This is a genomic window from Streptomyces sp. NPDC001401, assembly GCF_042895385.1.
Taxonomy (GTDB): Bacteria; Actinomycetota; Actinomycetes; order Streptomycetales; family Streptomycetaceae; genus Streptomyces.
The window spans coordinates 400,482-423,356 of the sequence record NZ_JBIAWI010000004.1; the positions used below are offsets into that span (position 1 = coordinate 400,482).

Here is a 22,875-nt window from a genome sequence, read left to right on the forward strand (position 1 = left end):
GGGCGGGGTGGGCCCCTCCCCGCCCGCCGGGGGGGGCCCCCCCCCCCCCCACCCAACCCCCGCCTACGGGGGGTGGCCCCCCCCCCCGCCCCCCCCGGCGCGCCCCCCCCCCCCCCCCCACCCCGGTGTGAGCACTGCGGTCGGCTAGCCGAGCGCCTGCTGCAGGTCCTCCAGGAGGTCGTCGACGTTCTCGATGCCCACGGAGAGGCGCACGAGATCGGCGGGCACCTCGAGGGCCGAGCCGGCCACGGACGCGTGCGTCATGCGCCCGGGGTGCTCGATCAGCGACTCGACACCGCCCAGGGACTCGCCGAGCGTGAACACCTTGGCACGGTTGCAGACCTCGACGGCCGCCTCCTCGCCGCCCTCGACCTGGAAGGAGACCATGCCGCCGAACGCCTTCATCTGCTTGGCGGCGACCTCGTGGCCGGGGTGCTCGGGCAGGCCCGGGTACAGGACGCGCGTCACGCGTGCGTGCCGGGTGAGCATGTCGGCGACCTTGGTGGCGTTCTCGCTGTGCCGGTCCATGCGCACCGACAGCGTCTTGGCGCCCCGCAGCACCAGCCAGGAGTCGAAGGGCCCGGCGACCGCGCCCATCGCGTTCTGGTGGTACGCCAGCTCCTCGCCGAGCCCCTCGTCGGCGACGACCAGCGCACCGCCGACGACGTCGGAGTGGCCGCCCATGTACTTGGTCAGTGAGTGCACGACGACGTCCGCGCCGAGCGCCAGCGGCTGCTGCAGGTACGGCGTGGCGAAGGTGTTGTCGACGACGAGCTTCGCGCCCGCGTCCCGCGCGATCTGGGCGACCGCGGCGATGTCGGTGATGCCGAGCAGCGGGTTGGAGGGGGTCTCCACCCACACGGCCTTGGTCTTCGGGGTGATGGCGGCCCGTACGGAGGACGGATCGCTGGTGTCGGCGACCGACCACTCCACCCCCCACCGGGCGACGACCTTCGCGAACAGACGGAACGTGCCGCCGTACGCGTCGTTGGGGATGACCACGTGGTCGCCGGGGCTGAGCAGCGTACGCAACAGGCAGTCCTCGGCCGCCAGTCCGGACGCGAACGCAAGACCGCGACGGCCGCCCTCGAGGGCTGCGAGGTTCTCTTCCAGGGCGGTCCTGGTGGGGTTGGCGCTACGGCTGTACTCGTAGCCGCCGCGCAGGCCGCCGACGCCGTCCTGCTTGTAGGTCGAGACCTGGTAGATCGGCGGGACGACCGCGCCGGTGAGGGGATCGGCGGTGTTGCCCACGTGGATCGCGAGGGTCTCGAAGTGCTGACTGATGTGCCTGTCGCTCATGGGTACCGAGCGTAGTGCGCTCGCGCGGCGGGCGTCGGACGGCGGGGCGCGGAAGGCCGTACTGCCGGGTTTTCCCTCGGTTTCCGGCCGCGGGCCACCGGAGTTTTCCACAGGCCGGCGCCCGGGTTCGCCAATTGTCAGCGGCGTCTGGAACGCTTGTGGCATGGAATTTCTCTGGGTCCTGATCGCGATCGTCATGCTGGGCTTCGTGCTGCTCCCGGTCATGCGGCGCAGGCGGGGCATGATCGAGCAGGTCCCGGCCGGCCACCCGGACGCCGCCGACCCCGCGAACTACGGATTCGTGCGGGAGGAGGAGCTGGACGTCCGCATGCCCGGCCCCGACCAGGACCTGCTGGACGTCCTGGACCTGGTGCAGCGCACTCAGGACCACCGCGCGGCCTCGCAGCTGCTGGCCGGCACGGAGGCGGAGGGCGAGCTGCGCTGGCAGCGCGTGCAGGCCTTCGCGGGCGCGGCGTCGCTGGAGCTGCAGCGGCGGCCCGGCGGAGTCAGCGAGACGCCGGGCGGGCAGTGGCTGCGGGTGTGGCGGGCCGAGCAGCCCAAGGACGCGGGCGGCGCGGCGGTGCATGCGGAGTTCCTGGTCCAGCAGGCGTGGCGGACGTCGACGCCGGGCACGGACGAGTTCCGGATCATCATGGAGGAGGCGAAGGCGGCGTGCGGCGATGCGGCGCTGCTCGCCCCCGGTGACCCGGTCCCGTACATCATCGAGCTGTCGGTGGCCCGCGGACTGGCGTACCCCCAGCCGGAGTTCGAGCAGCTCTGGCTGAAGATCCTCGATCGCGCCCCGGCCCACATGGGCGCGCATCTGGCCGCCCTGCACTACTGGTGCGAGAAGTGGCACGGCTCGCGCGAGCTGGCGAACTCCTTCGCGGAAGCGGCGGCCGCGCGCGCACCCCGGGGTTCCCTCCTCGCCGCCACGCCCCTGTTCGCGGTCTTCGAGCACCTCCCCGAGGTGAACCTGGTCAGCAGCTTCTACCAGAGCGAGGTCGTGACGAAGGCGATCCACGGAGCGATGCACGCCGTCCACTCGGCCCGCCCCGACGACCCGATGCTGGCGCACGTACGCCATCTGCTGGTCTTCTTCCTGGTCCGCGCGGAGCGCTGGGCGGAGGCCATGAACCAGCTCATACACATCGACGGCCATGTCGGGGCCCTCCCCTGGACCCTGTCCGCCGACCCGGCGGCGGAGTTCGCGGTCTACCGGGCGCTGGCCGTGGCGGGCTACGAGGCGAACGGCGGGAGCCCGGCGACGCTGCCGCACTGAGCGGGCGTAAGGGAGATCCCGCCGCCGGGCCGCGTCGCGGTCAGCCCTCCGCGCGGGCGGGCAGCCGCCATCCCGGGCGCGGGAAGTGGCAGGTGTAGCCGTCCGGGTAGCGCTGCAGGTAGTCCTGGTGCTCGGGCTCGGCCTCCCAGAAGGGGCCGACCGGCTCCACCTCGGTGACGACCTTGCCCGGCCACAGTCCGGAGGCGTCCACATCCGCGATCGTGTCCTCGGCGATCCGCTTCTGCTCGTCGTCCACGTAGTAGATCGCCGAGCGGTAGCTGAGGCCGATGTCGTTGCCCTGGCGGTTCTTGGTGCTCGGGTCGTGGATCTGGAAGAAGAACTCCAGGAGCGCGCGGTAGTCGGTCTTCGCGGGGTCGAAAAGGATCTCGATGGCCTCCGCGTGTGTGCCGTGGTTGCGGTACGTCGCGTTCGGCACGTCACCCCCGGTGTATCCGACCCGGGTCGCCGTCACCCCCGGAAGGCGCCGGATCAGCTCCTCCATCCCCCAGAAGCATCCGCCCGCCAGCACGGCCCTCTGCGTCTGCGCAGCCATTACGGCCCCTCCAATTTCTGTCAGCTCGGTCGCTCGGGCTACTCGGCTCGCACACCACCGGAACCCATGCCCACTGTGCAACGCGTCAGGGTTCCAAGCGATTCCGTGCTGCCTGTCCACGTGCTCAGGAGCCGGACATGGTGTCCCCGAACGCCGGGTCGTCCCCCGAGTTCCCGATGCCCACGGACGACGCGCCGAAGCTCACCGCGCCGGTGGTCGTGACGCCTCCGTTGGAGCCGCGCAGGACCCACACGGCGCCGTCGTCGCTGTTCTCGCCGGCCGCGCCCACCGACAGCTCGGCGTGGCCGTCCTTGTTGTGGTCGGCGAGGTGGATGGCGATGCCGAACAGGTCCGACGACTCGTTGGCGCCCGGGACACCCGCGGTGCCCTGGTTGAAGGACTGGGCGCCGGTCCCCGTCAGGCCGGAGGCGCCGCCGCGCAGCACCCACACGCTGCCTGTCTGGTCCGCGGAGCCGATGGTCTCGAAGTCCGCGCCGACGGCGAGATCCGGGTAGCCGTCACCGTTGACGTCGCCCGCTGCGAGTGCGCGTCCGAACGAGTCGTTGGACTCGTCCGCTCCCGGCACACCCGCGGTGTCCTGGCTGAAGGCGGCGCTGCGAGCGGTGTCGATGCCCGCCGTACCGCCGTAGAACACGGTGACGTAGCCGCCCTTGGCCGTCTGGTCGAAGATGTCGAGGAAGTCGGTGCCGACGACCAGGTCGTCGTGCCCGTCGCGGTCGAAGTCACCCACCGTGAGCGCGCCCGCGTACCCCGGGCCCGCCTCGGTCTGCAGCGTGGGCCCGCTCGAGGCGCCCCGGTAGACGAAGTTGCCCGCTGAGGACCCCACCACCAGGTCGTCCACCCGGTCGTTGTCGAAGTCCCCGGCGGCCAGCTGGACGGCGCCCCTGGGGTACGCGCCGGACTCGATCTGCGCGTCGAAGCGCAGCTTCCCGGCCGCGCCGCCGGACTTGGTGAAGCCGCCCTTGAAGATCCACACGTCCTTGCCGGTGGAACCGACCGCCAGGTCGGCCTTCCCGTCACCGGTGAAGTCGCCGACCGCGAGGGACTGGCCGAACCGGTCGTGGCCCGATGCGTTCGGGTCGCCGATCGTCGTGCCGCCCGACAGGCCGGACGAGCTGCCCCACAGGATCGTGACCGAACCGCCGTCGACGTCGCCGCCGACGTCCTCCAGCGGTGTGCCCACGACGAGATCGCCGTAGCCGTCGTTGTTGAGGTCGCCGTGCGCGAGTTCGGTGCCGAAGCGGTCGGAGGTCTCCGAGTCGCCCGGCACACCGGAGGAACTCTGCGACGTGGTCTTGTGGCGCGCGGCGCTGATACCGCTCGACGAGCCGTAGTTGACGACCACGGCGCCCGCCTTCGCCTTCCCGCCCGCGACAGCACCCGGGGCGCCGATCGCCAGATCGCGGTAGCCGTCACCGTTGAAGTCATCGGCGAGGCCCGACGCGGCGGCACTCGCGCCACCGGGCAGCGTGACGAGCAGGCCACCGGCCAGGGCAGCCGCGACGGCGGTGGCGCCCAGCACGACGGGACGCCGGGAGCGCTTGTGACGGGACGGGGACATGGATTCCTCTCCTAGGACATGCGTGCGGGCTCAGAGACGACCTCTGGTGAGCCTGAAGGGTTGTACGGGAAAGGAGAGGCTTCGGTGCCTCCGTACCCTGCGGCGGACGAGCAGAAGCGGACGGCCGCAAATTCAGTTGCCCCCCGGCATGCCGATGCGGGCTAATGCCACGCATGGCTGACATTCAGGGCTCGTACGACGGTCTGTTCGCCGCAGTGCCCAATGCGCTGGCGGAGTTGCTGGACGGCGGAGACACGGGCGGTTCGGTTGCCGTCTTCGTGGACGGCGAGCCGGTGGTGGACGTGTGGGGCGGGTTCGCCGACGCGCAGCGCACCGTCCCGTGGGAACGGGACACGATCGTCAACGTCTTCTCCGTCACCAAGACCATGACGGCGCTGTGCGCGCTCGTCCTGGCCGACCGTGGCGAGCTCGACCTGGACGCGCCCGTGGCCCGGTACTGGCCGGAGTTCGCCGCGGCGGGCAAGGAGGGGGTCCTGGTCCGGCATCTGCTCTCGCACACCGCGGGTCTGCCCGACTGGGACGGACCGGTCGAGGAGATCTACGACTGGCCGTCCGCCACGGCGCGGCTCGTCGCGCAGGCTCCGCAGTGGGAGCCGGGCAGCGCGGCCGGGTACCACTCGCTCACCCAGGGGTTCCTCGTGGGCGAGGTGGTGTGGCGGGTCAGCGGGCGGAGCGTGGGCGAGTTCTTCGCCGACGAAATCGCCGGGCGGCTGGGCGCGGACTTCCGCATCGGGCTGGCCGCCGAGCACGACCGGCGCGTGGCGCTCGCGGTGCCGCCGCCGGGACGGGACGAGGAGTACACGGCGGGTGCGTCCGGCGGGGGTTCGGCCCCCGCCGCCGGGACTGCCATCCGGGTCCGGGACGCCAACAGCGTCGCCTGGCGCCGTGCCCAGATCCCCGCGGCGAGCGGATTCGGCAACGCCCGCTCGGTCGCCCTCGTGCAGTCGGCGATGGCCTGCGGAGGGACGGTGGGCGGAGTGCGGCTGCTGTCCCGGGCGGGGTGCGACCGCGCCTGGGAGGAGCAGTTCAGCGGCGACGACCGGGTGCTGGGCATGCCGATCCGCTGGGGCCTGGGCTACGGGCTGTTCGGCAACACCTACGGGTGGGGCGGCTGGGGCGGCTCGCTGGTGATGATCGAACCCGAGGCCCGGATGGTGGTGGCGTACGTGACGAACCAGATGCGCGAACCGGCCGACGACAACCGGGGGTTGGAGATCGTCATGTCCGCCTACGACGGCCTCATGGGGCTGCGGGCTTAATGGAACCAATGGAGCCGATGGAGCCGATGGAGCTGATGGAGCTGATCAGAACGGATCACAGTCGCTCCGCCAGGAACTCCTCCCACGTCCGCTTCCCGACCTCCGCCCCCTCCAGCGTGAGGTTCTCCCCCGCCCGGTAGGCCCGCCCCGCCTTCCCCGGGATACGGACGGGCAGCTTCGGACGGGGGCGCCTGCCGCGGAGTTCGAGGTACGGGCGGGCCAGGGCGGGGATGTCGTAGAGCTTCGGACCCGCCATGTCCGGGACCAGGCCCGCAGGCTCACCCAGGGCCGACTCCACCAGCCGGGCGGCGACTTCACGGGAGTCGACCGGCTGCAGGCGGAGGCCGCCCGGGGCCGGGAGGACGGGGAGCTTGGTCATCTTCTCCACCATCGTCAGGGCGAGGTCGTGGAACTGGGCCGCGCGCAGCGTCGTCCACGGGATGCCCGAGTCCGCGATGGCCCGCTCCGAGTCCAGCTTGGTGCGCAGCCAGGCCAGCGGGACGCGGTCCGCGCCGATGACCGAGATGTAGATCAGGTGGCGTACGCCCGACGCCTGCGCCGCCCGTACCAGGTTGCGGGTCGCCACGTCGTCGCCCTTCTGGCCGCCCGCGAGGTGCAGGACGGTCTCCGTACCGGATACGGCGGCCTCGATGCCCTCGCCCTTCAGGAGGTCGCCGGTGACGTACTCGACGCCGCCCGCGGCGGGACGAGCCCTCCGGCTCAGCACGCGTACCTCGCGGCCGGCCGCCTGCAGGAGTGGGACCACGTGGCTGCCCAGGGTGCCTGTACCGCCGGTGACCAGGATGGGGGTCGTCATGATGCACTGCTCCAAAACTCGTGGCGCCCGGAGTCGGGAGTCCGTAGCGTCTGCCGTCTTGTGATCTGTCGTGCTGTGATCTGTCGTGCTGTGATCTGTCGTGGTGTGCCTTCGCTGCTCTGACGCCGTGCGGCGCGGCGATGTGACAGGCGGGCGGGGTGAATGTGGGGGCAGTGATGGGCAGTCGTGGGTTCCTGATCGGCGGCGGCTGGGACGCGGCGGCCGCGCGTGCCGTCTACGGGCCGTTCCTCCGGGCGGCCGCGGGGCCGCGCATCGGCTGCGTCGTGCTCGACGAGGGGGACGGCGGCGAGCAGTTCGGCCGGTACGACGCCGCATTGCGGAAGGTCGCCGACTGCAGCCCCGTGCCGCTGCTCGTGCCGCTCGGCGGGGCGTTCGATCCCGGCGCTGTGCCGGGCCTGGACGGGGTTCTGGTCTGTGGTGGGCTGACGCCCGCGTATCAGGAGGCGTTCGCGGGGTGCCTGGACCAACTGCGGTCCTCTCTCGCCGAGTTGGGCATTCCGTACGCCGGTTTCTCGGCCGGGGCCGCGGTCGCCGCGCGGCACGCTGTCGTCGGAGGGTGGCTCGACGACGGCGTTCCCGTGTGCCACGAGGACACCGCCGAGGACCTGGCGGAGGTCGAGGTGCGGGCCGGGCTCGGGCTGGTGCCGTTCGCCGTGGATGTCCACGCCGCACAGTGGGGGACCTTGCCGCGCATGATCGCCGCGGTCACGAAGCACGGGCTCCCGCACGGCGTCGCCATCGACGAGAACACGGTGGTGGAGGTCGGCGCGGACGGACGCGCCCGGGTCTCCGGGCTCGGGCGGGCGCATTCCGTGCAACCGTCCGTCGACGGGAGTGTTCTCGTACGGTCCTACGGAGCCGGTGAGTTCATCCCCGCCGTGCCCGACGCCCCCGCCGAGTGAACCGACGTCCCCGCCGAGGGAACCGCCCGGTCAACTCCCGCTGCCGTACGGCCTGGTGATGATCTCCAGGTTGTGGCCGTTGGGGTCGTCGAAGTACGCGCCCCGCCCGCCGTCGTTGTGGTTGATCTCGCCGCTGCGGTGGTGGTAGGGGTCCGCCCAGTAGGTCAGCCCTGCGTCCTGGATGCGGGCGAAGATGGCGTCGAAGTCGTCCTCGGACACCAGGAACGCGTAGTGCTGCGGCGTGATGTCGCCGGATGTCTCCATGTAGTCGAGGGTCACGCCGTTCGGGATCTCGAGGGGGACGAAGGGGCCCCACGGCGGGCTCGCCTCCAGTCCCAGGATGTCGGCGAGGAACTGGGCCGATGCCTTCTTGTCGTGCGCGGCGACGATGGTGTGGTTCAGCTGCACGTTCATCGTGTGGGCCTCCTCATTCCCAACATACTCCGGAGGACAGCTAAGGTAAGGCTTGCCTTAGGAGAGCGATCGGAGCAACAGCTATGCGTGCAGTGGGAATGAAGGCCGTGCTGGCCACGACCGTCGCCGGAGGGCTGCTCGTCGGCTGCTCGTCCTCGTCGCCGCCGATCTCGCCGCCCGCACCCTGCTCCCCCCCCCCGCTGGAGATCCCGGTCGGCGCGCTCACCGCGCTCGTCGGCGGGCCGTATCTGCTGTGGCTGCTCGGGAGGCGTGCGGGGACACGATGAGGGCCCCGGAGCAGTGCGGCTCCAGGGCCCTCGGTCATGGGGTCGGCGTCAGATCGTCGCCGTGTCGATCACGAAGCGGTACCGGACGTCCGAGTTCACGACCCGCTCGTAGGCGTCGTTGATCTCGTCCGCGCGGATCAGCTCGATTTCCGCACCCAGGGTGTGCTCGGCGCAGAAGTCGAGCATCTCCTGGGTCTCGGCGATACCGCCGATCGCCGAACCGGCCAGGGTCTTGTTCCCGCCGATCAGCGAGAAGAGGTTCAGCGCGATGGGCTCCTCGGGGGCGCCCACGTTCACGAGCGCGCCGCCGGTCTTCAGCAGGCTCAGGTACGCACCGAAGTCGAGCGGTGCCGAGACCGTGGAGAGGATGACGTCGAAGGTGCCCGCCAGTTCCTGGAAGGTCTTCTCGTCGCTGGTCGCGTAGTAGTGGTCGGCGCCCAGCTTCAGGCCGTCGTCCTTCTTGCGCAGGGACTGGGAGAGGACCGTGACCTCGGCGCCCAGCGCGTGCGCGATCTTGACGCCCATGTGGCCGAGGCCGCCCAGGCCGATCACGGCGACCTTCTTGCCCGGGCCGGCACCCCAGTGCTTGAGCGGGGAGTACGTGGTGATGCCCGCGCAGAGCAGCGGAGCGGCCACGTCGAGGGAGAGGCCGTCGGGGATGCGGACGGTGAAGTTCTCGTCGACGACGACCTTCTCGGAGTAGCCGCCGTAGGTGGGCTCGCCGTCCTTGCCGACGGAGTTGTACGTGCCGACGTTCCCGCCGGTGCAGTGCTGCTCCTGGCCGGCCTTGCAGTTCTCGCACTCGCGGCAGGAGTCGACGAGGCACCCGACGCCGACCCGGTCGCCGACCTTGAACTTGGTCACACCCGAGCCGACCGCCTCGACGACACCGGCGATCTCGTGGCCCGGGACCATCGGGAAGATGGCCTCTCCCCAGCCCTCCCGCGCCTGGTGGATGTCGGAGTGGCAGATACCGGCGAACTTGATGTCGATCAGGACGTCGAACTCACCGACCTCGCGGCGCTCAATGGTGGTGCGCTCCAGCGGAGCCTTCGCGGCGGGGGCGGCGTACGCGGCGACAGTGGTCATGCCGAGGGGTCTCCTAGCAGTGGTGATGCGCCCGGCTGCCTTCTGACCGGGCATGTCGTTCAGCATGCCGGACCGCATGGCCCTCACCCAGCCCACGCTTCTGCGTACGTCCGCTGTGCCTACCACTGGCGGGGTCAGGATGGTGTGCGTACGACCGTGAATACTGGACGTATGGACGAACAGCCCCATGCCGTACACGAGCCCGCCGGGGCTCTGGACCGGCGTGCCGAGCTCAGCGAGTTCCTGCGCACCCGGCGTGCCCGGCTGAAGCCGGAGGACGTGGGACTGCCGGACTTCGGCCGGCACCGGCGGGTGCCCGGGCTGCGCCGCGAGGAGCTGGCGCAGCTGGCGGGTGTCTCGGTGGCGTACTACACGCGGCTGGAGCAGGGCAACGGGCGGAACGTGTCGGCGGAGGTGCTCGACTCCATCGCACGGGCGCTAAGGCTGACCGATGCCGAGCATGCGCACCTCACGCACCTCGCGAAGCCGAAGCAGCACAAGAAGAAGCCGGCCGCGCGGACGCAGCAGGTGCGGGGGTCGCTGCTGCAGCTGCTGGACACGTTGGACTCGGTGCCGGCGTACATCGGGGGCCGCTACTCGGACATCCTCGCCTGGAACCGGATGGCCGCGGCCGTCTTCGGCGACTGGGGGGAGCTGGCGCCGCAGGAGCGGAACTGGGCACGGCTGGTGTTCCTGAACCCCGCGTACCGCGAGCTGTTCGTGGCCTGGGAGGAGAAGGCGTCCGACATCGTCGCCCTGCTGCGCATGCAGGCGGGCTGCTATCCGGACGATCCCCGGCTGTCGGCCCTGGTCGGTGAACTCTCCGTCAAGAGCGAGGAGTTCAGGCGGCTGTGGGCCACGCACGACGTCAAGGAGAAGGGCCACGGCGTCAAACACCTGCGGCATCCTCTGGTCGGCGACCTGAGCCTGAACTTCGAGTCGTTCCCCCTGCCCGACGGCAACGACCAGGGCCTGGTCGTGTACCACGCCGAGCCGGGGTCTTCCACGGCGGAGGCGTTGCGGTTGCTGGCGAGCTGGGGCGCTGACGCGACGCGGGCGGGGCATTCGGCACCGTCGGGTTGAGCGGCACCCGGCGTGGGTGCGACCGCCCCTGGGGGCTGCCGCCCCCAGACCCCCGCTTCGGCCTGAACGGCCTCGTCCTCAAACGCCGGACGGGCGGAGATGCCGTGACCGGCGCCGAGAAAAGTCCCTCAACCCCGATACGAAAGTCCTTCATCCCCGATACGGCGGCATCATCCCCCACCCCCACCGCGGCACCGGCTGCTCCGCCGGCAGCTTCGCGTCCGGGCTCGAGAAGTACACGGCGAGCCTCGTCCCCCACTCCACATACGCCAGGAACGCCGACCGGAACTCGGCATCCGTCGGCAGCCCTGCCTCGTCCGCCGCGTCCTGGATCAGGTTCACCCAGCGGCGGCGCTGTGGCTCGGTGATGTGCTTGCCGAAGTGTTTGGCGACCATGTGGCCGTGGCCGCCCTGGGTGAGGGAGTAGGTGTGCGGGCCGCCGAAGACCTCGCCGAGCCAGAGGGCGACATGCTCGGCATGGTCGGGGGCCAGGTCGGCGAAGAGGGGGGCCAGCAGGTCGTCCTTCAGCACCTTGTCGTAGAAGACGGACGTCAGCCGCGAGAAGGCCTCGCCCCCGCCCGCCCAGTCGTAGAGCGTCGGCACCGAGGACCCCGTACCCCGTACCGTCGTCGGCTTGTAGTGGCGCATCTCCTCGATGTTCTCCACGTACGGGCGGATCTCCGCGAGGAAGTCGGTAAACAGCTCCGACTTGCGGAAGCCCTCCACGTGGTCCTCGGTCGACGTCCAGGTGATGCGCAGGACGTAGTGCTCGAAGTCCTCCTCGCACCGCGCGAGTTCGTAGTCCACGCACTGCGGGGCCGCCGCCAGTTGGACCGCGGCGCGGGTGTAGGCGGCGAGGAACTCCGCCGAGCGGTCTTCCGGGATGCGGTAGCGGATGTACTCGACGGTCTGTGTGGTCATGGGCCCACGGAAACACGAACCGCCCGCCGGAAGCTGTACTTCCGGCGGGCGGTTCACTCAGCGCTCAGCGAACCTGCGGCTCACTTCGCGTAGTACGCGTTGTAGATCGAGATCGTCGACTTGTTGTTCTTCTTGTCGGTGATCTTGGCGTGGAAGGAGATGGCCTGTCCCTTCTCCGGGTTCTTCACCTTGATCTTGCCGCCCACGACGTCGACCTGCTTCCAGGTCTGGCCGTAGTCGTACGACACGTACACCGACAGCGACTTGAGGTTTGCGCCCTTGGCGGAGCCCTCGACGGTGACCGGGATGGAGACCGTCTTGCCGGCCTCCACCTTGTTGTCCAGGCCCGTGGCCGCGTGGAAGCGGACCGTGGACGCGGGCAGTGTGGCCATGTCGGACGGCTTCTTCGAGCGGAACGTCCAGCTCGCGTCGATGCGGGTGGAGGCCTCCGCGACCTTGACGCTGCGCTTCACGGACGTGGTCAGCTTGTAGTCGGCCTCGCCCGATGGGACCTTGAACTCCTTGGCGCCGAACAGCGGGTCGTCGTTGGAGCCGACCTTGGTGCCGTTGCGGTACAGGGTCGTGGTGACCGCTGTGAAGTCCGAGAAGCCCGTGTGCCCTGCCCCGTCGGTGAACAGCGGCAGGGAGCCGTAGATGCTGTTGCCGTCGCGGAAGATCCCGAAGTACGTGTTCAGGTGCGGGCCGAAGACCGCCGTGTTGAAGGTCTTCGTGTACGTCTGGCCCGCCTTGAAGGTCTGCGGGTCGCCGAGCGTGTAGAACGCCTCCGGGATCGGGAGACCGTCCGCGTCATGGCCCTTGTACTGCTCGAAGTCCCACGTCCACTGGATCTTGTCGGAGGTCGAGAGGTACAGGGTGCGGGTGCCCGGCAGCTTCTGCTCCACGCCGCCCGCGAAGACGACGTCCTCGGGGAACACCCCCACGGGCAGAAGGGCGCCGGTCTTTCCGGGGGCTCCCGAACCGAGGTTGTTCTTCACCGTGGCGAGCTCGCCCGCCTTGAAGTGGCGGAGCTTGTCGCCGACAACGTGCTTGACCTTGGCGGTGGTCGCCACGTCGTACTCGGCGTCGTCTCCCTTGGCCCACTGCCCGCTCCAGGTCTGGCTCAGGCCGGTGGAGACGTCGGGGCCGAGCGCTGCCATGCGGATGTTCGCGAAGGAGTCCGTGCTGAACCCGAGGGGGATTCCCACAGGCCCGTAGAGGTAGTCGACCGACGCGGACACCGGCTTGGCCGACGCGTCCGGCACCGTGATGTCGGCCGCCTTGGTCTTACGGGCGTCGATCGTCACCGTGGTGTTCTTGGTGACGCTCAGCTTGGGCTGGACCACCCAGTCGAGACCGCCCTCGAACTTCACGAAGTCCTTGGCGATCCAGGCGTCCAGCAGGTAGGTGCCCTTGGGCAGGCGCATCGTCGTCGTACCGGAGTCCGAGACGGTCACCGGGTAGAGGCGGCCGTTGGCCAGGCCCGAGTAGCCGAGCAGGATGTCGTTGTAGTTGCCGGTCGGCTTCCCGTCACGGTCGATGTGCTTGAACGTGACGCTGTACGACTGGATCTCGCGCTGTACGCCCGCGGCCGTCCGCACGCTCTGGCCGCCGCCCGTCGCCGTCACGTACGCGGAGTACGCGCCGTCGAGCGTGCCGCCCAGCTTGGTGTTGACCGTCAGGTTCACGGAGGCCTTGCCGCCCGCCGGGACGGTCACCTTCGTCGCGCCGAGCTTGAAGAAGCCGGCCGGAGCCGCCTGGCCCTTGGGGTTCGTGCCCGCCGCGGCCAGGTTCAGCGTGACGTCCTTCGTACCGAGGTTGCGGTACGTGACCTGCTTGGTGACCGGCTTGTCGTCCGTGTGCGGCCACTGCTGCACACCGAAGCCCACCGACACCGGGTCGGCGATCACCGTCTGCTTGATGGCCTTGTCGACGGCGATACGGCCCGCGCCCTGCTGGAACGCCGAGTACTTGCCGCCCTTCGCGGAACCGGTCAGCGCGCCCTTGAGCTCGGAGAACTTCCAGTCCGGGTGCTCCTGCTTCAGGATCGCCGCGGCGCCCGCGACATGCGGGGTCGCCATCGACGTACCCGAAATCGTCAGGTAGCCGGGCGGGTTCTCGCCGACCTCCTGGTCGATGACGCTGCCCTTGGCCGCGGCGGCCGTGATGTCCACGCCGGGGGCGGTGACATCCGGCTTGATGGCGCCGTCGACGGTCGGGCCGGTCGAGGAGAAGTCGGCCAGCTTGTCCTTGTCGTCGACCGCGCCGACGGTGAGCGCGTCCTCGGCGCTGCCGGGCGAACCGACCGACTCCGGGCCGGAGTTGCCCGCGGCGATCGCGAACAGGACGCCCTTCTCCTCGGACAGCTTGTTGACCTCGGCCTCGAGCGGGTCGATACCAGGCGCGTCCTGGGCGCCGAGGCTCAGGTTGACGACGTCGGCGCCCTGCTCGGCCGCCCACTCCATGCCGGCGAGGATCCCGGAGTCGTCACCGGAGCCGGTGTCGTCGAGGACCTTGCCGTTGAGGATCTTGGCGCCGGGCGCGACGCCCTTGTACTTGCCGTGCGACTTGGCGCCGGTGCCCGCCGCGATGGACGCGACGTGCGTGCCGTGGCCGAAGTGGTCGGTGGCGTCGGCGGCGGTGGAGAAGTTCTTGGACTCGATGACCTGGGTCTTCAGGTCCGGGTGAGTGGCGTCGACTCCCGTGTCCAGTACGGCGATCTTGACGCCCTTGCCGTCGTAGCCGGCGGCCCACGCCTTCGGTGCGCCGATCTGCGGGACGGACTTGTCGAGGCTGGCCCTGCGGGTGCCGTCGAGCCAGACGTGCGCGATGCCGGAGGCGGTCCGGTCACCGTTGGTGACGGCGTCCCACAGCTCGGGCGTCTCCTTCTGAGGGGTCTGAACGGCGTCCGCGTTGAGGGACTTGAGAGTACGGCGGACAGTGCCCGCGTCCCGGACGTCGGCCTTCGCGCCGGTTGCCGCGCCCTGGTAGCCGACGATGACCTTCAGGCCCTTGGCCTGGGACCTGCGGGTCGCGGACTTGTTGAGCTCGGTGACGTCGAACAGCCGCTGGTCGAGTTTGCCGGTGGCGACCAGCCGGGCCGCGTCCGCCGGCACCACGAGCGTGTGCCCGCCGGCCTTGCGGAACTGAACGGGTATGTGCTCGCGCCCCTTAGCCCGCTCCAGGCCGACGACACGGCCCTTGGCGTCGACGATCACACGGTCGCCGGTGATCAGGGTGATGCGGTGCTTGGACGTGAGCTGAGTCTGCGAAGCAGTCGACGACTGCTCCGCCTTCGCGGACGCCGGGCTGGTCATGCCCGCCGCCAGGGCCACGGCGGCAGCCGTGGCAACGGTTGCCGCGCATGCTCTTTTCACTTGTCTGCGCAAGTCTCCCCCTGGAGATGAAGTACCGGGCGTTTTCCCCTGTCACCCGGCCGGGGGCGGTCCCGCACACATGAACGCGTGCACCCCCCGGGACACGCAGTATGCCGGGGGGTGATCAGGCACCTCAAGAGATGAGAAGAAGGTAAGAGACGAGACGGAGGACTGTTACGGGCTCGCCCCAAGGCCGTTACCGTTCCGCGCAGTTACGCGCCCGCGTTCTCCTTGACGGTGAGCTTGCCCTTGCGGATCGTCGCCAGCCGCGGGGCCTTCTTCGCGATCGCGGAGTCGTGGGTGACCATGATGAACGTCAGCCCCAGCTCCTTCCACATCCGCTCCAGCACCTCCATGATCTCGTCGCGCATCGACTCGTCGAGATTTCCGGTGGGTTCGTCGGCGAGCAGTACCTTCGGCTGCTTGACGAGTGCTCTGGCTATGGCCACGCGCTGCTGCTGTCCTCCGGACATCTCGCCGGGGAGGTGTCCCAGCCGCTCGCCGAGACCGACCGAGGTCAGCGCCTCGGCTGCCCGCCCCCGTCGCTCCTTGGTCTTCACCCCGAGGGGTACGAGGGCGGTCTCGACGTTCTCCTGGGCGGTGAGCGTCGGGATGAGGTTGAAGGACTGGAAGACGAAGCCGATGTTCTCGCTGCGGACCTTTGTGAGTCTGGCTTCGGAGAGCTTGGCCAAGTCTGTGCCGTCGAGGACGACTTCACCTGAGGTGGGGCGGTCGAGACCGCCGAGCATCTGGAGGAGGGTGGACTTGCCGCCGCCGGTGGGGCCCTGGATGACGAGACGGTCGCCGTCGGCGATGGCGAGGTCGACTCCGTCGAGGGCGTCGACTGTGTCCTTGCCTCGGGTGTAGCGCTTGGTGACGTTTCTGAGTTCGTACATGGTGGTCTCCTGGGAGGGTTCGGGGGTGGTACGCGTCGTGGTTGGCTGCGGGTGAGTGGGGGCTGGTCGCGCTCACGCGGCGGAGCCGCATATCGATACAGCCCCGCGCCCCTTAAAAGCTGCGTAGCTGCCGCAGCCGCCCTAGCTGCGGGCAGTCGTGCCGCTAGGGGCGGCACGGGTGGGCGCAGCGGCACCCCGCAAGCGCGGGCGAGCGACACCCACCCCTGAGCCCCAGCCGACATCAGCTACTCGACGCGCCTCAGCGCATCAGCCGGACGCAGTCGCGACGCCCGCCAGCCGCCAAAGGCACCGGCAATCAGACCGCCGGCCACCGCGAGAACAACCGCCAGCGCAATGGTCGTCACACTCACCGGCGCAGTCAGCGCAACCTCAAGCGTCTTCGCCGCCTGGCGGCCGGGCCCGCCGAAGCCTCCGCCCCCACCAGGGCCACCCGCGTTGCCGCCCCCACCGCCCAACTGCGCCTGCAGCGTAGGGCTGATGGCAGTGACGACGTACGCACCCGCGAGACCGAGCGCGATCCCCAGGGCCCCGCCCACCAGACCGTTGACGACGGCCTCGCCGACGACCTGCCGGGTCACCCGCCCCGACTTCCACCCCAGCGCCTTCAGCGTGCCGAACTCCCGCACCCGCCGCGAGACGGCCGAAGACGTCAGCAGACCCGCCACCAGGAACGCCGCCACCAGCACGGCGATCGACAGCCACTTGCCGACGTTGGTGGCGAGGGACGACGCCGTGGACAGCGACCCGGAGACCGTCTTCGCAAGGTCGGTGGACGTCGTGACCGTCGTACCCGAGACGTTCTTCTGGATGGTCGACTTCACGGAGTCGATCTGCTGGGAGTCGGTCGCCTTGACGTAGACGGTGGTGACCTTGTTCTTCTCGCCGGCCAGCGTCTGCGCCTGCTGCAGCGGGATGTACAGGTTGGCCGCCGCGTCACCGCTGTCCGCGGTCGCGATACCGATCACCTTGTACTTGACGCTCTTGATGGTGACGGTCGAACCGACCTTGTACTTCTTCTCCTTGGCGTACGCGGAGTCGGCCACGACGACCTTGGCGTTCGTCTCGCTCGTCTTGAAGGTACGGCCGCTGGTGATCTTCGACGAGGTCAGCGGGCCGAGCGCGGTCTTCGTGACGTCGGTGCCGTACACCGTGTACTGGTTGATGTCGAAGTTGGCGCCGCCGCCCTGCACTTCGCCCTGCGGCTGCCCGGTGCCGCCTGCCGCGCCACGACCGCCCTGGCTGCCCCCGGAGTTCTGGTTCTGCTGGAACTGCCCGCGGGTGAACTGCCCGTTGACCTTGACCACGTTGAGGCTCAGCCCGCCCACCGCGGACGAGACGCCCTTCTGGCCGCCGACCTTGGTGACGGTCGAGGAGGCCAGGGTCGTGAAGCCCTGGACCATGACCCGGTCGCTGCTCTGCGTCGAGTCGTCTCCGTTGTTGCGCGCGTCGAACTGGAAGCGCGGACGCTGCGAGTTGCTCGCCGTCGGCGTCGCGGCCTTGGTGACCGTCATGTCCGTACCCAGCCCGTAGAGCGACTGGAGGACCTTGTCCTGCGCCCTGCCCATGCCGGACGACACGGAGCTGACGACGATGACGAGCGCGATGCCCAGGGCAAGACCGGAGGCGACGACGAGGGCCGCCTTTCTGCGGCGGCGCAGTTCGCGCCTCAGGTAGGTGAAGAACATGCGCCGCAAGCTAGGGACGCCCCGTGATGACTCGATAAGGCCGACATAAGAGATGCATGAGAAGGCTGTGCGCACGCCCGGAAAGGCCCAAGAAACACCGCTGCCGCCCCTGGGGGCGGCATCGGAAAGCTGTGAGTTTGCCGGCGGTCAGACGGCCGAACCGGCCTTCCAGTCCGCCCAGCTGAGGTTCCAGCCGTTGAGGCCGTTGTCCGGCTGGACCGTCTTGTCGCCGGTGTTGGAGATGACCACGACGTCACCGATGATCGAGTGGGTGTACATCCAGTAGGCCGGCGTGCCGGTGTCGTTGGCACCCTTGGTGTCCGACAGGCCCACACAGCCGTGGCTGGTGTTCACGGAGCCGAAGATGGACTTCGCACCCCAGTAGTTGCCGTGCAGGAAGGTGCCGGAGTTGGTGAGCCGGATGGCGTGCGGCACGTCCTTGATGTCGTACTCGGCCTTGCCGTCGTTGTCCGTGAAGCCCACGGTCGTGCCGTTCATGCGCGTCTGCTTGTACTTCTCGGACATCACCATGACGCCGTTGTACGTCTTGTGCTCCGGTGAACCGGACGAGATCGGGATGGTCTTGATCGTCTTGCCGTCCTGCGTGACCTTCATCTGCTTGGTCTTCGCGTCGACGTACGAGACCTGGTTGCGGCCGATGTGGAAGGTGACCGTCTTCTGCTGCACGCCGTAGAGACCGGAGGAGCCCTCGACACCGTCGAGCGCGAGCTTCAGCGTGACGGTGGAGTTCTCCTTCCAGTAGTCCTGGGGGCGGAAGTCGAGGCGGTTGGCGCCGAACCAGTGTCCGACGACCTCCTGGCCGCTGCTGGAGGAGACCGTGATGCCCTTCTGGACGGCGGCCTTGTTGGTGATCGCCTTGTCGAAGTTGATCGACACCGGCATGCCCACGCCGACGGTGGAACCGTCCTCCGGCGTGAAGCTGCCTATGAAGCTGTGGGCCGGGGCGACCGTGGTGAAGGAGGCGTTCTCGTGCGCGACGCGGCCGGCGGAGTCCTTGGCGGCCGCTGCGACCTTGTAGGTGGTCGACCGCTCCAGCTGGGCGTTCGGCTTCCAGCTGGTCTTGTCGGCGGAGAGCGTGCCGGCGACGGCGGTACCGCTCTCGGTCGTCATGGTCACGCCCGTGAGCGTGCCCTTGCTGACGGTGACCGCCGCGGAGTTGTTGATGGAGGCGTTGTCGGAGCCGTCCTTGGGCGTGATCTTGATATCGGCCTCGGACGCCTTCTTGGCCGCCGCCTCGTCGGCCTTGGCCTGCGAGGTGTCGTTGTTCCCGCCGGAGGCCTTGCTGTCGCTGCCGCCGGAACAGGCCGAGAGCACCAGAACCCCGCCGAGCAGTGCGGACGCGGCCGCCAGGCCCTTGCGCCGCTTACTGTTCGTCATCACACGCTTCTCCATCGTTGCCGTATCCCCAAAAAACCCCGAGAGTCCCCGTTAACGAACTTCAACGCTACGACCGGTTCGTCCCGTTCCACATATCCCGTAGGTGTGGGGCACGCCACGTCCGCCGGGGCGGGTGGTGCCGATGGTGCAGATGTCGGCCAGTGCGCGGCTTGAGACGAAGAAACCCCGGACGGCAGTTGCCGGCCGGGGTCACGATTTTCCCAAGCCGCTCAGGAGACGCCGTCGGCCCCCTCGTGTTCGTCGTCTTCGTCGACATCATCCTCGTCCAGGTCCCAGTCCGGCGAATCGGGGTCGTAGTCGATGGGCTCGCTCGACCAGGAGGCCTGCGCGAGTTCGACCCCCGGCACCTCGCTCACCAGGTCGAACGGGTCGACGAGATACGCGAGGGCCTCCGCCGTGTCTTCCGTCACAGCGCCCTCGGCGTGCACCCGCTCGTCGGACGGCAGGTCGGTGTCCTCGGCGAGGCGCCGCAGCGCCGCCTTGGTCACCGCGCCGGAGTCCTCGACTTCGAGGACGAGTTCCACCCGGAGGCGGACAAAACGTGATGTCTCTTCAGTGTTCATGCCCGGAGCGTAAGGCCCAGGGCTCCCGTGACTTTCCTGTGACCCGCGCCTTTCACTAACATCGCTCCACACGGCCAATTCGCCAGCGCCACAAGGGGATCGATATTCCGTGTCATCCGCTCGTCGTCCGTTGCTGACCGCCACCGCCGCAGGCACCGTCCTGTGCGCCCTGTGGTTCGTTCCCTCCGCCAAGGCGACCGGGGAAGAACCGGCGAGAACAGCGTCCTCGGCGACCCCGGCGTCGCAGGTCACAGCGCAGGCGCGGGCCGTCTCGGAGACGACGGACACCTCCGGCACCCAGACCCAACTCGCCGACACGGGAAGCCCCGACACCACTCCCTACGTCATCGGCGGCACCCTCTTCCTCGGGATCGGCGCCGGGTTCGTGACGTATTCGGTGCGCCGGGAACGCCTCGGTTTCTGACGACGTGGGAGAGGGCCGCCGCCCAAGGGGGGAGATCGGCGACGGCCCTCGTACACACAAGAGCGGTCAGGCGAGCGGTCCCGTCACACGCTCCACCGCGGCCACCAGACGCCCGTCGCGCACGAACGCGTCCGCGGCGGCGAGGTCGGGCGCGAGGAACCGGTCCGGACCAGGACCTTCGACTCCCGCCGCCCGTACGGCCGCAATGGCCGCCTGCGAGGCGGGCGCCGGGGCCAGGCCCTCGCGCAGTTCGATCGCACGGGTGGCGGCGTACAGCTCGATGGCGACCACGCGCGTGAGGTTGTCGACGGCGGTGCGCAGCTTGCGGGCGGCGGACCAGCCCATGGAGACGTGGTCCTCCTGCATGGCGGAGGAGGGGATCGAGTCCGCGGACGCCGGTACGGCCAGCCTCTTCATCTCGCTCACCAGCGCGGCCTGCGTGTACTGGGCGATCATGAGCCCGGAGTCGACACCGGGGTCGTCGGCCAGGAACGGCGGCAGGCCGTGGCTGCGGTTCTTGTCGAGCAGCCGGTCGGTGCGCCGCTCGGCGATCGAGGCCAGGTCGGCGGCGGCAATGGCGAGGAAGTCCAGGACGTACGCCACCGGGGCGCCGTGGAAGTTGCCGTTGGACTCGACGCGCCCGTCGGGCAGTACGACCGGGTTGTCCACGGCCGACGCCAGCTCGCGCTCGGCCACCAACCGCGCATGCGCCATGGTGTCCCGTCCGGCACCGGCGACCTGCGGGGCGCAGCGCACGGAGTAGGCGTCCTGGACGCGCGGCGCGTCGTCCTGGTGGTGCCCGGTGAGCTCCGAACCCTTCAGCACGGCAAGCATGTTGGCGGCGGAGGCGCCCTGCCCGGGGTGCGGGCGGATGGCGTGCAGCTCGGGGGCGAGGACCTTGTCCGTCCCGAGGAGCGCCTCCATGGACAGGGCGGCGGTGATGTCGGCCGACTTGTAGAGGGCGTCCAGGTCGGCGAGCGCCATGACCAGCATGCCGAGCATGCCGTCGGTGCCGTTGAGGAGGGCGAGGCCCTCCTTCTCGCGCAGCTCGACGGGGGCGATCCCGTGCTCGGCGAGCAGCTCACCGGCGGGGCGGACGGTCCCGTCCGGCCCTTCCGCCTCCCCCTCACCCATGAGCGTGAGGGCGCAGTGGGACAGGGGCGCGAGGTCGCCGGAGCAGCCGAGGGAGCCGTACTCGTGGACGACCGGGGTGATGCCGGCGTTGAGCACGTCGGCCATGGTCTGCGCGACCTCGGGGCGGACGCCCGTGTGCCCCGAGCAGACGGTCTTGAGCCGCAGGAACATCAGGGCCCGTACGACTTCCCGCTCCACCCGCGGCCCGAGGCCGGCGGCGTGCGAGCGGACGATGTTGCGCTGCAGCTGAGCGCGCAGCTCCTGGCTGATGTGCCGGGTCGCCAGGGCGCCGAAGCCGGTGCTGACGCCGTAGACGGGCTCGGGCTTGGCCGCCAGCGCGTCCACGATCTCGCGGGCCGCGGCGAGCGCCGCCACCGCCTCCGCGGAGAGCTCGACCCGGGCGCCGCCGCGCGCCACGGCGAGAACGTCGGACGCGGACACCCCGGACGTCCCCACCACCACAGTGTGCATATCCATATTCAGGAGCGTACGCAGTGAAGACGAAGATGTCACTACCGGGTCGCAAGTACGCCCCTTACACCACCGGTCGCCGCCCTTACAGCGCCGGTCGGCATATTTCAGCCCGTCCGGCGTTTGAGGACGAGGCCGTTCAGGCCGAAGCGGGGGCCTGGGGGCGGCAGCCCCCAGTACGTCAGCCGGACCGCCCCCGGAACCGCCGCCGCTCCGCAGGACCCTGCAGCGAAGGGGCGTCGGCCAGCCGCATGACCGGGTCGTCGGGCCCCTCCCGCCCGGCCACGACGGGCCTCCCCGCGCGGAGCGCCTTCGCTCGGTACTGGGCGGCGTCCGCCAGCCTGAACAGCCGCCGGGCGGACCGGACGGGCCCGATGGGATCCTCAGTGGAAGCGACCCCGCAGGCGACCCCGTCGCCGAGCTCCAACTCGGCGGCGCGGCGGCAGAGTTCGTCGGCCGCCTTGACGGCCTCGTCGGCGGACGGGCCGACGGAGAGCAGACAGAACTCGTCACCGCCGAGCCGGGCGGCGAGCGTGCCGGGGAGCATCGCGCCGCACAGGGAGAGGACGGAGCCGAAGCGCTCGAGGAGGCGGTCGCCGACGGCGTGCCCCTGGGTGTCGTTGACGCGCTTGAGTCCGTTGAGGTCGCAGACGACGAGGCTGACGACCGTGCCGTCCTCGCGGTGCCGCTCGACGGCCTCGTCCAGCTTCACATCGACGGCACGGCGGTTGGCGAGGCCGGTGAGGGCGTCGGTGTAGGCGAGCCGTCTGGCCTCCTCCAGCCGCTCGGCCTGGGCGATCCCGGCGGCGACGACGGCGGCCAGAACGGTGGCGAAGTCGGCGTCCGCCCGGTCGAAGACGGGTGCACCGGCGGGACGGGCGACGTAGAGCTCCCCCCACGCGCGTCCGTTCAGCACGATCGGGGCGACGACGCAGCAGCCGCGGCCCCGGCGGCGCAGGGCGGCGACGCGCTGGTGGACGTAACCGGGGCGGCCGCCCGCCGCGGGCCCGTGCGCCGTCTCGACCCATGCGTCGGGCTCGCCGCCGCCGGCCCACCGCTCGTGCAGGAACTCGGTGATCTCGGGGAACTGGTGCACGGGGTACGACTCGTCCTCCGGGAACTCCTCCTCCCCCTCGGCCCGCTCCCCCACGTTCGCGAGGACCCGCAGCCGGCCGAGCTCCCGCTCCCACACCGACAACGCGGCGAAGCTCCCGCCCAGTGCCCGGCACGCCCCGGCCGCCGCCGCGCGCCACGCCTCACGCGAGCCGTGGGCTGCGGCCATGCCCTGCGCCAGCGCGACCACGGCTGCGAGCCGCTTGTCCTCACCCATTACTCCAGGTTAGGGAGGTTTCGGCTGA

General features: G+C 70.0%; 19 protein-coding genes and 1 pseudogene. 6 read left to right on the plus strand and 14 right to left on the minus strand.

Going from position 1 to position 22,875, the window contains the following annotated elements:
• Positions 1-144: 144 nt before the first annotated feature.
• Entirely contained in the window at positions 145-1,299 is a 1,155-nt protein-coding gene (locus ACFY10_RS17125; protein WP_390665930.1) for a cystathionine gamma-synthase, read from the minus strand.
• A gap of 163 nt (positions 1,300-1,462) precedes the next feature.
• Between ACFY10_RS17125 and ACFY10_RS17130 the strand changes: the two genes are divergently transcribed.
• A complete protein-coding gene (locus ACFY10_RS17130) occupies positions 1,463-2,581 on the plus strand; it encodes a hypothetical protein (RefSeq protein WP_390665931.1) in 1,119 nt (372 codons plus the stop codon).
• Positions 2,582-2,621: 40 nt separating this feature from the next.
• Here ACFY10_RS17130 and msrA read toward each other — a convergent pair whose 3' ends face one another.
• Both msrA and ACFY10_RS17140 read right to left on the minus strand, forming a co-directional pair.
• Positions 2,622-3,134 carry a peptide-methionine (S)-S-oxide reductase MsrA gene (gene msrA, locus ACFY10_RS17135; RefSeq protein WP_384159226.1) on the minus strand — a complete coding sequence of 171 codons (513 nt, stop codon included), beginning with the start codon at positions 3,132-3,134 and terminating at the stop codon, positions 2,622-2,624.
• 124 nt (positions 3,135-3,258) lie between these two features.
• Positions 3,259-4,716 (minus strand): FG-GAP-like repeat-containing protein, encoded by a 1,458-nt coding sequence (locus ACFY10_RS17140; protein ID WP_390665932.1) that lies wholly within the window; start codon positions 4,714-4,716, stop codon positions 3,259-3,261.
• Positions 4,717-4,889: 173 nt separating this feature from the next.
• Here ACFY10_RS17140 and ACFY10_RS17145 point away from each other — a divergent pair, with 173 nt between their 5' ends.
• Positions 4,890-5,996: a serine hydrolase domain-containing protein gene (locus ACFY10_RS17145; RefSeq protein WP_390665933.1), complete on the plus strand. Its 1,107-nt coding sequence runs from the start codon at positions 4,890-4,892 to the stop codon at positions 5,994-5,996.
• 55 nt (positions 5,997-6,051) lie between these two features.
• Here ACFY10_RS17145 and ACFY10_RS17150 read toward each other — a convergent pair whose 3' ends face one another.
• Positions 6,052-6,813: an SDR family oxidoreductase gene (locus ACFY10_RS17150; RefSeq protein WP_390665934.1), complete on the minus strand. Its 762-nt coding sequence runs from the start codon at positions 6,811-6,813 to the stop codon at positions 6,052-6,054.
• A 176-nt stretch (positions 6,814-6,989) separates the two neighbouring features.
• On the opposite strand from ACFY10_RS17150, the gene ACFY10_RS17155 reads away from it, so the two are divergent.
• Positions 6,990-7,736 carry a Type 1 glutamine amidotransferase-like domain-containing protein gene (locus ACFY10_RS17155; RefSeq protein WP_390665935.1) on the plus strand — a complete coding sequence of 249 codons (747 nt, stop codon included), beginning with the start codon at positions 6,990-6,992 and terminating at the stop codon, positions 7,734-7,736.
• Positions 7,737-7,766: 30 nt separating this feature from the next.
• On the opposite strand, the gene ACFY10_RS17160 is transcribed toward ACFY10_RS17155, so the two are convergent.
• Positions 7,767-8,150 carry a VOC family protein gene (locus ACFY10_RS17160; RefSeq protein ID WP_390665936.1) on the minus strand — a complete coding sequence of 128 codons (384 nt, stop codon included), beginning with the start codon at positions 8,148-8,150 and terminating at the stop codon, positions 7,767-7,769.
• Between the two features lie 148 nt (positions 8,151-8,298).
• Between ACFY10_RS17160 and ACFY10_RS17165 the strand changes: the two are divergent.
• Positions 8,299-8,437: pseudogene (locus ACFY10_RS17165) on the plus strand (iron chelate uptake ABC transporter family permease subunit); the annotation flags it as partial.
• Between the two features lie 48 nt (positions 8,438-8,485).
• Here the strand turns inward: ACFY10_RS17165 and ACFY10_RS17170 are convergent.
• Positions 8,486-9,526, minus strand: coding sequence for an NAD(P)-dependent alcohol dehydrogenase (locus tag ACFY10_RS17170; RefSeq protein ID WP_390665937.1), 1,041 nt, complete (start codon positions 9,524-9,526; stop codon positions 8,486-8,488).
• A 171-nt stretch (positions 9,527-9,697) separates the two neighbouring features.
• Between ACFY10_RS17170 and ACFY10_RS17175 the strand changes: the two genes are divergently transcribed.
• A complete protein-coding gene (locus ACFY10_RS17175) occupies positions 9,698-10,609 on the plus strand; it encodes a helix-turn-helix domain-containing protein (RefSeq protein ID WP_390665938.1) in 912 nt (303 codons plus the stop codon).
• Positions 10,610-10,759: 150 nt separating this feature from the next.
• Here the strand turns inward: ACFY10_RS17175 and ACFY10_RS17180 are convergent, their stop codons facing one another.
• The 6 genes from ACFY10_RS17180 to ACFY10_RS17205 form a co-directional block, all read right to left on the minus strand.
• Positions 10,760-11,530, minus strand: coding sequence for a group II truncated hemoglobin (locus ACFY10_RS17180; protein ID WP_390665939.1), 771 nt, complete (start codon positions 11,528-11,530; stop codon positions 10,760-10,762).
• Positions 11,531-11,610: 80 nt separating this feature from the next.
• Positions 11,611-14,844 (minus strand): S8 family peptidase, encoded by a 3,234-nt coding sequence (locus tag ACFY10_RS17185; protein WP_390665940.1) that lies wholly within the window; start codon positions 14,842-14,844, stop codon positions 11,611-11,613.
• 272 nt (positions 14,845-15,116) lie between these two features.
• Positions 15,117-15,800, minus strand: coding sequence for an ABC transporter ATP-binding protein (locus tag ACFY10_RS17190; RefSeq protein WP_390665941.1), 684 nt, complete (start codon positions 15,798-15,800; stop codon positions 15,117-15,119).
• Between the two features lie 245 nt (positions 15,801-16,045).
• Positions 16,046-17,506 carry an ABC transporter permease gene (locus ACFY10_RS17195; RefSeq protein WP_390665942.1) on the minus strand — a complete coding sequence of 487 codons (1,461 nt, stop codon included), beginning with the start codon at positions 17,504-17,506 and terminating at the stop codon, positions 16,046-16,048.
• 147 nt (positions 17,507-17,653) lie between these two features.
• On the minus strand, positions 17,654-18,919 hold the full coding sequence (locus ACFY10_RS17200) for an Ig-like domain-containing protein (RefSeq protein WP_390665943.1): 1,266 nt from the start codon (positions 18,917-18,919) through the stop codon (positions 17,654-17,656).
• Between the two features lie 215 nt (positions 18,920-19,134).
• Positions 19,135-19,488, minus strand: a complete 354-nt coding sequence (locus ACFY10_RS17205) for a hypothetical protein (protein WP_390665944.1) — start codon at positions 19,486-19,488, stop codon at positions 19,135-19,137.
• A 109-nt stretch (positions 19,489-19,597) separates the two neighbouring features.
• Between ACFY10_RS17205 and ACFY10_RS17210 the strand changes: the two genes are divergently transcribed.
• Positions 19,598-19,912 (plus strand): hypothetical protein, encoded by a 315-nt coding sequence (locus ACFY10_RS17210; protein WP_390665945.1) that lies wholly within the window; start codon positions 19,598-19,600, stop codon positions 19,910-19,912.
• A 66-nt stretch (positions 19,913-19,978) separates the two neighbouring features.
• On the opposite strand, the gene hutH is transcribed toward ACFY10_RS17210, so the two are convergent.
• Both hutH and ACFY10_RS17220 read right to left on the minus strand, forming a co-directional pair.
• Positions 19,979-21,517, minus strand: a complete 1,539-nt coding sequence (hutH, locus tag ACFY10_RS17215) for a histidine ammonia-lyase (protein WP_390666182.1) — start codon at positions 21,515-21,517, stop codon at positions 19,979-19,981.
• Between the two features lie 181 nt (positions 21,518-21,698).
• Positions 21,699-22,847, minus strand: a complete 1,149-nt coding sequence (locus ACFY10_RS17220; protein WP_390665946.1) for a diguanylate cyclase domain-containing protein — start codon at positions 22,845-22,847, stop codon at positions 21,699-21,701.
• Positions 22,848-22,875: the final 28 nt, after the last annotated feature.

What these genes read in the sequence shown, in the direction of transcription:
- ACFY10_RS17125 (WP_390665930.1), bottom strand. Translation starts at nt 1,299, where the DNA reads ATGAGCGACAGGCACATCAGTCAGCACTTCGAGACCCTCGCGATCCAC.
- ACFY10_RS17130 (WP_390665931.1), top strand. Translation starts at nt 1,463, where the DNA reads ATGGAATTTCTCTGGGTCCTGATCGCGATCGTCATGCTGGGCTTCGTG.
- msrA (WP_384159226.1), bottom strand. Translation starts at nt 3,134, where the DNA reads ATGGCTGCGCAGACGCAGAGGGCCGTGCTGGCGGGCGGATGCTTCTGG.
- ACFY10_RS17140 (WP_390665932.1), bottom strand. Translation starts at nt 4,716, where the DNA reads ATGTCCCCGTCCCGTCACAAGCGCTCCCGGCGTCCCGTCGTGCTGGGC.
- ACFY10_RS17145 (WP_390665933.1), top strand. Translation starts at nt 4,890, where the DNA reads ATGGCTGACATTCAGGGCTCGTACGACGGTCTGTTCGCCGCAGTGCCC.
- ACFY10_RS17150 (WP_390665934.1), bottom strand. Translation starts at nt 6,813, where the DNA reads ATGACGACCCCCATCCTGGTCACCGGCGGTACAGGCACCCTGGGCAGC.
- ACFY10_RS17155 (WP_390665935.1), top strand. Translation starts at nt 6,990, where the DNA reads ATGGGCAGTCGTGGGTTCCTGATCGGCGGCGGCTGGGACGCGGCGGCC.
- ACFY10_RS17160 (WP_390665936.1), bottom strand. Translation starts at nt 8,150, where the DNA reads ATGAACGTGCAGCTGAACCACACCATCGTCGCCGCGCACGACAAGAAG.
- ACFY10_RS17170 (WP_390665937.1), bottom strand. Translation starts at nt 9,526, where the DNA reads ATGACCACTGTCGCCGCGTACGCCGCCCCCGCCGCGAAGGCTCCGCTG.
- ACFY10_RS17175 (WP_390665938.1), top strand. Translation starts at nt 9,698, where the DNA reads ATGGACGAACAGCCCCATGCCGTACACGAGCCCGCCGGGGCTCTGGAC.
- ACFY10_RS17180 (WP_390665939.1), bottom strand. Translation starts at nt 11,530, where the DNA reads ATGACCACACAGACCGTCGAGTACATCCGCTACCGCATCCCGGAAGAC.
- ACFY10_RS17185 (WP_390665940.1), bottom strand. Translation starts at nt 14,844, where the DNA reads ATGACCAGCCCGGCGTCCGCGAAGGCGGAGCAGTCGTCGACTGCTTCG.
- ACFY10_RS17190 (WP_390665941.1), bottom strand. Translation starts at nt 15,800, where the DNA reads ATGTACGAACTCAGAAACGTCACCAAGCGCTACACCCGAGGCAAGGAC.
- ACFY10_RS17195 (WP_390665942.1), bottom strand. Translation starts at nt 17,506, where the DNA reads ATGTTCTTCACCTACCTGAGGCGCGAACTGCGCCGCCGCAGAAAGGCG.
- ACFY10_RS17200 (WP_390665943.1), bottom strand. Translation starts at nt 18,919, where the DNA reads ATGGAGAAGCGTGTGATGACGAACAGTAAGCGGCGCAAGGGCCTGGCG.
- ACFY10_RS17205 (WP_390665944.1), bottom strand. Translation starts at nt 19,488, where the DNA reads ATGAACACTGAAGAGACATCACGTTTTGTCCGCCTCCGGGTGGAACTC.
- hutH (WP_390666182.1), bottom strand. Translation starts at nt 21,517, where the DNA reads ATGCACACTGTGGTGGTGGGGACGTCCGGGGTGTCCGCGTCCGACGTT.
- ACFY10_RS17220 (WP_390665946.1), bottom strand. Translation starts at nt 22,847, where the DNA reads ATGGGTGAGGACAAGCGGCTCGCAGCCGTGGTCGCGCTGGCGCAGGGC.